Annotated in this window: 9 protein-coding genes and 1 tRNA gene; 4 read left to right on the forward strand and 6 right to left on the reverse strand. The window is 65.9% G+C overall.

What is annotated here, in order from left to right:
* Nucleotides 1–18 precede the first annotated feature (18 nt).
* Both GGC65_RS14875 and GGC65_RS14880 read right to left on the reverse strand, forming a co-directional pair.
* Entirely contained in the window at nucleotides 19–669 is a 651-nt protein-coding gene (locus tag GGC65_RS14875) for a LolA family protein (protein WP_413052730.1), read from the reverse strand.
* 107 nt (nucleotides 670–776) lie between these two features.
* A complete protein-coding gene (locus GGC65_RS14880) occupies nucleotides 777–3,089 on the reverse strand; it encodes an FtsK/SpoIIIE family DNA translocase (RefSeq protein ID WP_192647871.1) in 2,313 nt (770 codons plus the stop codon).
* 327 nt (nucleotides 3,090–3,416) lie between these two features.
* Between GGC65_RS14880 and GGC65_RS14885 the strand changes: the two genes are divergently transcribed.
* Nucleotides 3,417–4,658: an FAD-dependent monooxygenase gene (locus GGC65_RS14885; protein WP_192647872.1), complete on the forward strand. Its 1,242-nt coding sequence runs from the start codon at nucleotides 3,417–3,419 to the stop codon at nucleotides 4,656–4,658.
* 96 nt (nucleotides 4,659–4,754) lie between these two features.
* Nucleotides 4,755–5,456 carry a sigma factor gene (locus GGC65_RS14890; protein ID WP_192647873.1) on the forward strand — a complete coding sequence of 234 codons (702 nt, stop codon included), beginning with the start codon at nucleotides 4,755–4,757 and terminating at the stop codon, nucleotides 5,454–5,456.
* Between the two features lie 25 nt (nucleotides 5,457–5,481).
* On the opposite strand, the gene GGC65_RS14895 is transcribed toward GGC65_RS14890, so the two are convergent.
* Nucleotides 5,482–6,132: an LON peptidase substrate-binding domain-containing protein gene (locus tag GGC65_RS14895; protein WP_192647874.1), complete on the reverse strand. Its 651-nt coding sequence runs from the start codon at nucleotides 6,130–6,132 to the stop codon at nucleotides 5,482–5,484.
* Nucleotides 6,132–7,043: a tetratricopeptide repeat protein gene (locus tag GGC65_RS14900; protein WP_192647875.1), complete on the reverse strand. Its 912-nt coding sequence runs from the start codon at nucleotides 7,041–7,043 to the stop codon at nucleotides 6,132–6,134. Before GGC65_RS14900 ends, GGC65_RS14895 begins: the two co-directional genes overlap by 1 nt.
* A 192-nt stretch (nucleotides 7,044–7,235) precedes the next feature.
* Between GGC65_RS14900 and GGC65_RS14905 the strand changes: the two genes are divergently transcribed.
* Nucleotides 7,236–7,310: transfer RNA gene (locus GGC65_RS14905), tRNA-Gly, on the forward strand.
* Between the two features lie 53 nt (nucleotides 7,311–7,363).
* Here GGC65_RS14905 and GGC65_RS14910 read toward each other — a convergent pair.
* Complete coding sequence (locus tag GGC65_RS14910; RefSeq protein ID WP_192647876.1) at nucleotides 7,364–7,858, reverse strand: PilZ domain-containing protein; 495 nt, start codon at nucleotides 7,856–7,858, stop codon at nucleotides 7,364–7,366.
* Nucleotides 7,859–8,347: 489 nt separating this feature from the next.
* On the opposite strand from GGC65_RS14910, the gene GGC65_RS23425 reads away from it, so the two are divergent.
* The gene (locus GGC65_RS23425; protein WP_225940837.1) at nucleotides 8,348–9,631 is read left to right on the forward strand and encodes an HlyD family efflux transporter periplasmic adaptor subunit; all 1,284 of its coding nucleotides are present in this window, start codon (nucleotides 8,348–8,350) and stop codon (nucleotides 9,629–9,631) included.
* On the opposite strand, the gene GGC65_RS14920 is transcribed toward GGC65_RS23425, so the two are convergent.
* Nucleotides 9,577–10,647, reverse strand: a complete 1,071-nt coding sequence (locus tag GGC65_RS14920) for a transglutaminase-like cysteine peptidase (RefSeq protein WP_192647877.1) — start codon at nucleotides 10,645–10,647, stop codon at nucleotides 9,577–9,579. The two genes, GGC65_RS23425 and GGC65_RS14920, sit on opposite strands and share 55 nt — an antisense overlap.
* Between the last annotated feature and the right edge of the window lie 2 nt (nucleotides 10,648–10,649).

Here is a 10,649-nt window from a genome sequence, read left to right on the forward strand (position 1 = left end):
GTTTTGAGGTCGTCGGCGTCAGCCGGCGCGGCCGCGCTGCTTCGGCCGCGGGTCGGTCCATTTGAACGCCGAGTCGGCAACCGCGACGTTGAATTTCTGGTTGGTGAGGTCGATCCGCGTGCGGTTGTTCTGCGAATCGAGCGCGACCCAGCCGCGCAGGCGCAGCCCTCCCGGCGCCGAGCCGTCGCGCACGAACACCATCGTGATCGTGCCATATTCGGGACGCTTGGGATCCTTGACCTCGACGCTCAGCACATCGCCGCTGCCGGTGGGCAGAACCTTGGCATATTTGGTCAGGTCGCGGTCGGGGTCGAGCAGCGCGCCGAGCGGCGAATTTTTGACCGGCCAGCGCTGAACCTGCCGCACCTCATAATCGATCATGGTGAGCGAGCTGCCGTCGCCGACGATCAGCAGCGGCACGCCCTTCTGGTACTGGAACCGGATCTTGCCCGGCCGCTTCAGGGTCAGCTGGCCGCTCAGCCGCTGGCCATTGCGGTCGGTCTGCACGAAGTCGGCGGTCATCGAACTGGTCGCCTTGAGATGCGACTGCACCGACGCCAGCGTGCTCGACGACTGCGCGACGGCGGGCACGCCGGCTGCAAGGCCTGCAGCGGCGATCGGCGCGAGCGTCCAGGCGGTGAGGCGGGTCATGTTCGTCTTGAAGATCATCGGACTCTCATCTTTGGATAGGAAAATGGTTCATCGCAGCCGGGCATTGAACCCGCGCTGAACCTCTTGTCAGACGCTGTTCAAGTCATGATGCGGCCGATGGTTCCTCACCGTTGCTGGCCATATTGGTCGGTGAGGACGTCGCGGCGGCCGACATGGTTGGGCGGGCTGACCAGCCCTTCCTCTTCCATTCGCTCGATCAGGCGCGCCGCGCTGTTGTAGCCGATGCGCAATTGACGCTGGAGCCAGCTGGTCGACGCCTTCTGGCTTTCGACGACGATCTGGCACGCCTTGGCATACATGCGGTCCTCGGCGCTGTCGCCGCCCGCAGGGGCCCCCTCCATCGCGAAGCCGCCGTCCTCGGGGTCCTCGGTGACGCTTTCGATATAGTCGGGGCGGCCCTGCCCCTTCCAGTGATCGGCAACCGCGCGCACCTCGTCATCCGAGACGAAGGGCCCGTGGATGCGCGTGATCTGCTTGCCGCCGGGCACATAGAGCATGTCGCCCTTGCCGAGCAGTTGCTCGGCACCCGCTTCGCCAAGGATCGTCCGGCTGTCGATTTTCGACGTGACGTTGAAGCTGATGCGCGTCGGCAGGTTCGCCTTGATGACGCCGGTGATGACGTCAACCGACGGGCGCTGCGTCGCAAGGATCAGGTGGATGCCCGCCGCGCGCGCCTTTTGCGCGAGCCGCTGGATCAGGAATTCGACCTCCTTGCCCGCGGTCATCATCAGGTCGGCGAGCTCGTCGACCACGACGACGATCTGCGGCAGCGGCGCATAGTCGAGCGTCTCTTCCTCATAGACCGGCTGGCCGGTGTCGGGGTCGTAACCCGTCTGGACCCGCCGCCCGAGCGACTTGCCCTTGGCAAGCGCGCCGCGAACCTTGTCGTTGTACGACGCCAAGTTGCGCACCGACAGCGACGACATCATCCGGTAGCGGTCCTCCATCTGCTCGACCGCCCATTTCAGCGCCCGAATCGCCTTCTTGGGTTCGGTCACCACAGGCGCGAGCAGATGCGGGATATCGTCATAGACGCTGAGTTCCAGCATCTTGGGATCGATCATGATCATCTTCACCTGGTCGGGGCCAAGGCGATAGAGAAGCGACAGGATCATCGCGTTGAGGCCGACCGACTTACCCGAACCCGTCGTACCCGCGATCAGCAAATGCGGCATCGGTGCGAGGTCGGCGATCATCGGGTCGCCGCTGATATTCTTGCCGAGGATGATCGGCAGCGCGCCGGTCTGGTCCTGGAACAGCGCGCTGCCGATAATTTCGTGCAGCACGACCGACTCGCGGTTTGCGTTGGGCAGCTCAATGCCGATCACGGTGCGGCCCGGGATCGGCGCGATGCGGGCGGAAAGCGCCGACATGTTGCGCGCGATATCGTCGGCGAGGTTCGACACGCGGCTGGCCTTGGTGCCCGGCGCGGGTTCGAGTTCATACATGGTGACGACCGGGCCGGGGCGAACCGCGGTGACGACGCCCTTGACCTGGAAATCTTCGAGCACCGATTCGAGCAGGCGCGCGTTGCGTTCGAGCCCCGCCTTGTCGATCTGTCCGGTCGGCCCCGGCGGCGGCGGCGCAAGCAGGTCGATCGATGGCAGCTGGTAATTGGTGAACAGCTCGGTTTGTGGCTTGGGTCGGGGTTTCGAGGGCGCGCTACGCTCTGCGGGTTCGGCGATTTCGGGCGGCGCGCGGTCGCTCGGCTCGGCGACCGCACGCGGCCGGACGACGCGCTCCATCAGGTTCGGCGCCTTGGTCTCGTCATTCGGTACCCGCGCCGGTTCGACAATGCGGCTTCCCTCGGCGGCGGGGAGCTTGAAGCGCGACGCCCAGCCCTTTTCGAGCCGGAGCGCGCGCCAGGCGAGCCAGAGGCCGAGGACAACGAGCAGCAATATGGTGGCGAAACGGATCAGCGCCGCGGCGGGCTCGCCGGCCTGCGCGAACAGCGGAGCGATCGCACCGCCGATCAGCAGCGCGATGATCCCGCCCCAGCCCGCGGGCATCGGGGCGTTGGTCGCGGGCGACCAGAGTTCGGCGCCGAGCCCGACAAGCAGGATACCGATAAAGCTGTATGCCAATTGGCGCGGCCAATAGGGCTGCGCCTCGCCGGTCCACAGTCGCCACGCGATGATCCCGAGCAGCGGCAGCAGGAGCGCGATGGGGGCGCCGCCGATCGACAGGCCAAGGTCGGCGAACCACGCGCCTGCGCTCCCCATCCAGTTGGCGGCGGTGCCGTGCGCAGCGGTGTTGAGCGCCGCGTCGGTGCTGTCATAGGTGAGCAGCGCCAGCGTCAGGAACAGGGTAAAAAGTCCGAGCGCCACCGCCGCGGCGATCACGAGCGATCGCGCGATGCTCTGGCGGAAAACCGTGCGCCAATCGGCCTTTACGGGTGCGGCCTTGCGGCTAGCCATGCTCTTTTTCCGGTCCCTGTCAGTTAACCACGGCGATATGCGCATGGGGCGGACTCGCCGTCAAGCAGCCCTCGGCAGCCCGCTGAAACGCGCCGTCCTTGTTCGGAAGGTCACAAAGGTCACGCTACGTCCCCCTGTCTTCCTCTTTTCCGCGTGCCCGGACGGGCGACGGATGAAATGGGTCGGACGGATAATGAGGTGGGTCATGGGGCGAGGTTATGGTGCGCGCATAATGTAGGACAGCGGAAAGTTGCAAATGGGGCGCATGGCGCGAAATCGATCACGCCATGCTTTCCATCCTCTCCGAAAACGCGCTAGGGCGAGGCCATGAGTGAAACGCTGCGCAGCGATGTCCTGATTTCGGGTGGCGGCCTTGTCGGCCAGACGCTCGCCCTCGCCCTCGCCCACCATGGCCTGTCGGTCCAGATCGTCGATCCCGCCGATCCGGTGACGACGATCGCGCCGGGCTTCGATGGCCGCGCGTCGGCGATCGCCAGCGCGACCTGGCAGATGTTCGAGGTGCTGGGGCTCGCTGATCGCCTTGCCGAACACGGCTGCCCGATCCGCGCCATCAAAGTGGGTGACGGCGTGCCCGACAGCGATCGGGGTGGCGAACTCGATTTCGTAACCGCCGACGGCGATCCGCCGCTCGGCACGATGGTCGAGAATCGCCAGCTCCGTCTTGCGCTGGCCGCGGGGCTCGCAGAGGCGCCGCTGGTACGGCTGCTAATGCCCGCCGCGGTGGTGTCGCGCGAGATCGACGCGCATGGCGTCACGCTGACGCTCACCGACGGGACGAAGCTCGCGGCGCCGCTGCTGATTGTTGCCGAAGGGCGCCGTTCGCCGACGCGCGACGCTGCGGGGTTCAGCATCGCGAACTGGTCGTACCACCATCACGCGATGATCGGCGCGGTTGCGCATGAAAAGCCGCACGGCAATGTCGCGCACGAAATTTTCTATCCGTCGGGACCCTTCGCATTGCTTCCGTTAGTCGACGACGCAGAGGGCCAGCATCGCTCGGCTTTCGTGTGGACTGTCGCGGAAAAGGACGGTCCGGGTTTCGCCAAGCTGGGTGAACGCGGCTTTGTCGCCGAATTGCAAAAGCGCGCGGGCGGCGTGCTCGGCGCGATGGAACTGGTCGCGCCGCGCATGACCTATCCGCTCGGCTTTCATCACAGCGCGTCGATCGTCGCCGACCGCATCGCGCTCGTCGGCGACGCCGCGCACGGCATCCATCCGATCGCGGGGCAGGGGCTCAACCTTGGCCTGCGTGACGTCGCGGCGCTCACCGAAGTGCTCGTCGAGGGCGCGCGGCTCGGGCTCGACCTTGGCGATGCCGCGCTGCTCGCGCGCTATCAGCGTTGGCGTGGGCTCGACAATATGATGGTCAGCCTCGCGACCGACGGGCTGACGCGGCTGTTCGGAATTCCCGGGCGCACCGCCGCTGCGGTCCGCCGCACCGGGCTCGGCGCAGTGCAGCGCATGCCGATGCTCAAACGATTTTTCATGGACGAGGCGCGCGGCGAGGCCGGCGACCTGCCGCGCCTGCTCGCGGGCGCCGAGATCTAGGTATTACTACCTAGGGCGTCCGCAGCGCGGCGCTAAGCATCACATCCTATGCCTACCGAGGCGGCAACCATGCCGCAGCACGATGGGGACAGGACCATGTCGGTAAAAAGCGACGCGCTCGAACAGGCGGTGACCGATTATATCCAGGCGCGGACCGCGCTCGACGCGGCGCCGGGTGCGCGAACCCGCGCGGCGGTCGACCGCTCTTTTGCCCGGCTCGCCGCACTCGCGGCGCCGCGCATCCGCTATTTCACGCGCACCTATGGCTTGGCCGATGTCGCCGACGACGCCGCGCAAGTGTGCGCGATCGCGCTCCACCGGGCGGCCGAACGCTATGATCCGGCGCGCGCGCGCTTCACGACTTATGTGAACTGGCAGCTGCGCGCCGAACTGCAGGCGCTGCGACACCGCCTCCACGGCGACCAGCGCTGTGCCGGGCGGCGCGACGTCACCGCGATGCTGTCGCTCGATGCCTTGGAGGAGGGAGACGCCGCCGACTGGCTCGTCGACCCCGCTGCCGAACCCGCGACCGAACGCGGCGCGGCCGACGGTCTCGCCGGCCTTGTCGCCGAGCGGCTGGTCGCCGAGTGGGCAGCACGCCGCCGCGCCGGACTGGCGCGTGCCTGCCGCGCCGATGACGACGGGATCGAAGCGCGCGTCGCCGCCGAGCGGTCGCTCGTCCGCGATCAGCTGATGGTAAGCGACGCCGTCGAACGGCTGCGCGAAAGCGACCGCCATATCGTGCGGCGCGCGCTGGCCGATATGGTTCGCAACGCGGGGCTGAAAAAGCCGCACTGACCAGCTTCCCGGCCTACTGGGCAACCTATTGAAGCGTGGCGCGGCCGTCGTCGCCGTCGAAACGGCCAAAAAATTGCATCATCTGGACGACCAGTTCGGCACGCGCGTCGATTGGGCTTGCTTCGAGCAAGGCCTGTTTCGCCGCCGCATCGAAGGGTGCCACCTGCGCGATGCCGTTCACCAGCGTGGCGTCATCGAGCTGGCCGACCGAATCCCAGTCGACCACATAGCCCTGCCGCGCCGCAAAGCGCTTGGCCTCGCGTTCGAGGCTCGCGCGTTCGATGCTTGCGAGCACAGCATCGTCCTCGGCTTCGAGCTCGATCTCGGCTTCGACCTGCCTGAACGGCGTCGTGACGTCGAGCTCGCGGCGGACGCGAAAACGCGCGACGCCTTCGAGGACGAGGTTGAAGCGCCCTTCGTCGAGCGCCTCGACATCGACGATGCGCCCGACGCAGCCGATATCATAGAGCGCCGGCGGCTCGCGATCTTCTTCGCCGGGAAGCTGGCGCGGCTGGATCATCCCGATCTGCCGGTCGCGCGCCAGCACCTCCTGCACCATCGCCGAATAGCGCGGTTCGAAGATATGGAGCGGCAGATGCAGCCCGGGGAACAGCACCGCGCCGGTCAGCGGAAAGATCGCGATCCGCTGGATAGTCAGGGGCGCGGTCTCGCCCATCAGCCGAACAGGATCAGCGACAGGCGGCGGCGCTGTGCCGCGACCCACGCGTCTTCGAGCCCGACGGCTTCGAACAGCGAAAGCAGCTTGGCGCGCGCGGCGTCCTCGTTCCATTCGCGGTCCGCCGCGACGATGTGGAGCAGATTGTCGGCCGCCGCATCGCGCTGGCCAGCACCGATCTGGGCGCTGGCCAAATCGAATCGCGCCTGATGATCGTCGGGGTTCGCGGCGACAGCGGCTTCGAACGCGGCGAGCTCGCCCGCATCGGGGGCGTCGGCGGCGAGCGCGAGCGCGCTTTTCGCCTGCGCGATTGCGGGGTCTTCGGCGATCTCGGCCGGGATGACGTCGAGCGCGGCCTGCGCGCCTTCCATATCGCCCGCGAGCACGAGCGCACGGATCAGCCCGCCATGCGCCGCAGCATTGTCGGGCGCGATATCGAGAATCTGCGCAAAGACGCTTGCGGCGCGCGGGCCGTCGCCTTCGGCAAGGACGCTTTCGCCCATTTCAATGAGCGGTGCGATTTCGACCGCGCGCGCGGTCGCTTCGCTCTCGATCGGAAGCTGCGCGAGCAGCTGGTCGAGAATCGCCTTGAGCTGGCTTTCGGTGCGCGCGTTGGTCAGGTTCGCGACCGGCTGGCCCTGGAAGATTGCATAGACGGTCGGGATCGACTGGACCTGGAACTGGCCGGCGATGAAGCGATTCGCATCGACATCGACCTTGACCAGCACGACGCCCTTGTCGGCATAATCCTCGGCGACCTTTTCGAGCACGGGGCCGAGCTGTTTGCACGGCCCGCACCATTCGGCCCAGAAATCGAGGATGACGAGGCTGGTCATCGACGGTTCGACGACGTCGCGGCGGAAAGCTTCGACGGCTTCCTTTTCGGTGGGATTCAGACCGAGCGTGGCCACGCAATATTGCTCCTGTTTTGATCTGGCGTCGCTTCCGCACCAGCGGCAGAGACTCTTTCCCCGCTTATGTGGGAATTTCGGGCGATATGCCAACCCTTCGGAGAAAATGCACAATCAGGGGTTGCCGAGTCAAAAAGCCGGTGCTAATCGCCCGCCTCACCCGCTGGAACCGACCGGTTTCCAGCCGCCAGAGCGGGCGTAGCTCAGGGGTAGAGCACAACCTTGCCAAGGTTGGGGTCGAGGGTTCGAATCCCTTCGCCCGCTCCAGTTTTCCTCGATATTTTTGCAGTCGGTCCCCTCAGCGAAGGGGCGCGCACTATCTAGTTGGACGAGAAGTTCAGCGAGACGAGCGCGATGACGAACAGCAGGATCACCGCGGTGAACAAAGCCGTCAGCGCGGTGAACAAGATCGCGCTGGGCCGCCGCTGTGCATAGAGGCCGTCGCTATCGCGTGCGGTCGCGATGTCGGTACCATCGTCCTCGTCCCCGTCATGCGGCGCCCTCAGTAGCGCTGCGCTGATCGCGCTCGCGGGGACGGGTGTCAGGAATTCGCACCCGAAAAGCCTGCCGTCGTTCCGAACGACGCGCGCGGGGGCGGCGCCGAGTTCGGGCAAGACGAGCAGGAAGGTTTCACCGATCGAAAAGGCCGCGTCGGTTTCGATCAGCAGACCGGTTCGCGAAAGATTGCGGATGACGACCGCGGATTCGGCGGACGCCGAACGCGCGGCGACATCGAGGCGGAGCGTGCGGCGTTGTGTCCGCCGGCGGTCGACCGTCTCGACCGGATTCGCGATATGGGCCAGCAAGGATCTCACCACTGTCTCCCTTGGCGAATAGCATCGCCTGCAACCCTTAATATTGGATTGTCGCGGCGAGTTTGCGTGCGTGAAATCGAGCCGATCCTGGCCTCGCGCGGCGCTGTTCGACTCGGTCCGGGCGGCCGCGCGAATCGAGCCGATTCGCCTCCCGGCCGAGCGCGGCATGCGACGAGCCGTGTCATTTTATGGATCGAATTGGGACGGAAATCGGCCCGCCTGGCGGCCGTGCGCTTTTGCCAACGTCCGTGTATCTATCTGAATATCAATAACATTATTGCAAACGCCTTGTCGCTCGCTGCGTGAGCGCCCTGCCCAAATCTCCCGTGCCTAAAAATGTGTTAACGCGCTTGCGGAGTCTCGAGAATCCATGCTTCCTAATGGGTGGGGAAGGTCCGAGTCGCTCGGACAGTGGGTCGCACTGACATTGGAAGAAATTTTGCTGTGCCGTTTTTGCGGCAGGGCGAGGTGCGTTCGAGGGAAATTGACATGGATGCTTTCGACAATCCGGCGCGGAATGGCATGACGGGTCCTGAGCGCGACGGCGCATCTAATGAGGCATCGAACCGGGCCGTATCGGGCGGCGAGTTCCTTGCCGCCGCCGCGAACGTGACGGCTGCCGCGTCGACGATACCGCTGGCGATCCAGGCCATCCTCGTTCCCGACGCAAGCGGACGCATCGTCCTGCCCGCGGGCGCATCGATCGACGATATCACGATATCGGGCACCGACCTCGTCATCACTCTGCCGAACGGTCAGGTCTTCGTCATTCCCGGCGGCGCGGTCGACGTTCCGGCCATCGTCGTCGACGGCGACACAGTGCCGGCGAGCACCGTCGCACAGCTGCTGGAAAATCTGGGCGAGCTGAACCCCGAAGCCGGGGTTCGCAGCTCGGGTGGCAATTTCGCCGATCCCGAGGGCCCGATCCAGGACGCTTATGCGCTCGGCGACCTGCTGCCCTATACGCAGCTCGCCTTTCCGCAGCCCGAAGACCGCGAACTTCTGCCGGCGGTTCAGGACGAGGAACCGACGATCGTCATCGTCACCCCCGACCAGCCCGCCGGGATCGCCGCGGCGACCGCGAGCGTCAGTGAAGCCGGGCTTCCGGCGCGCGGCAACGAGCCTGCGGGCAGCAACAGCGCCGCGAACAGCGAAACCACGACGGGATCGATCGTCTATGACGCCGGCGACGGACTCGATTCGATCACGATCAACGGCACCGCGATCACTGCGGTCGGCCAGGTCATCACCACCCCGCTCGGCCAGCTGACAATCACCAGCCTGACGCCCGGCAATGTCGGATACAGCTACACACTGACCGACAACACCAATGCGAACAACAATCTGACCGATCCGTTCACCGTCGTCGTCACCGACAATGTCAACGCCGGCGAACAGATCATGCAGATCGTGCCCTTGGGCGACAAATTGCTGATCGAAACGCGCGTCACCCCGCGCGACATCGCCTTCATCAAGGTCGGCGACCCCGCGAACGTCAAGGTCACGGCCTACGACTTCTCGATCTATGGCGGGCTCAACGGCAAGGTCGTGCGCGTGTCGGCCGACAGCATCTATGACGAGGTCGAACGGCAAGCCTATTTCACCGTCGTCGTCGAAACGACGAACAGCTATCTGACCTCGAACGGCCGCCGGCTGCCGATCACCCCCGGCATGCTATGCGATGTCGAGATTGTGACCGGCAAGAAATCGGTGCTGAGTTACTTGCTCAAGCCGGTCTTGAAGGTCAGCGGGTCGGCGCTCACCGAACGCTGATTGTTCAGCGCGAGCGTGTAGCTTTTCTGCGACGCCGGGATCGCGGCGAGGTTCGGCGACGGCTGCGTGCCGCGATAGGCGTGCACCCAGCGCCGGTTCTCGCTGAACGACAGCACCGGCCGCACCGCATTCGCGCGGCTGCCGTCGTAGAGGCGGTCGGTTACATTATCGAGCACGAGCTTCCCGGCATCGGTCTGGACGAGCAGGAAGGCATGATCGGCGTTCGCCGCGAGATCGCGAAGCAGCACGAGCTTCATACGGTCGGCATCGATACCCGCGGCGCGCAGCATCTGCATCTTGAGGATCGCGAAATCCTCGCAATCGCCCTTGCCGCGCGCGATCGTCTGTTCGGCGGTCGCCCAGAAATCGCGCTGCCGGTAATTGCGGTCGTCGTTCACATAGGCGATCTCGCGGTTCACCCATTGGTTGACGCGCGCGAGCAGGTCCTGCTCGGCAAGGCCCGGCGACGCATTCGCGCTGCGCAGCTTGCTCTGCATCAGCCCTGCTGGCGCGGCGCGGCGGACATGGTCCCACCGATTGTCGAAGCGCGTGCGCTTGACCGGAATCGCGCGGGTGCCGAGCTCGGCGGTGGGATCATAGTCGGTGGTTTCGGTGAGCGGGGCGAAGATCGACGGCGCGCCGCAGCTTTCGGGGCGCGCGAAGGAAATCGGGGTGCGGCTCGCGGGTTCGAGCGTGTGGCGAACCGGGAAAGCGTCGAGGCCTGCGGTCATGGGCACGGCCGCAGGAAGGGGTGCCTCGGCGCCCTGCTGATCGGCCCGGATGCGGTCGAGCGCACTCGGCGCGCCGCCCAAAATGGCGCGTGAGATGTCGATAGGCGCGGACGGCGCAACGGCCATCGCGGCCGGACATGCCGCCTTGCTGTCCGCCAACGCCTTGACGTTGAGCAGCTTCGACGAGGCGTGCGCCGCCGACGGCGTCAGCGCCGCGGCGGCGAGGGCGATGGAGACAGGAAGCCATCGCGAATCGCCAGCGACAAGATGGGCATGCTTTCTCATGC

The organism is Sphingopyxis sp. OAS728 (genome assembly GCF_014873485.1).
Lineage (GTDB): Bacteria > Pseudomonadota > Alphaproteobacteria > Sphingomonadales > Sphingomonadaceae > Sphingopyxis.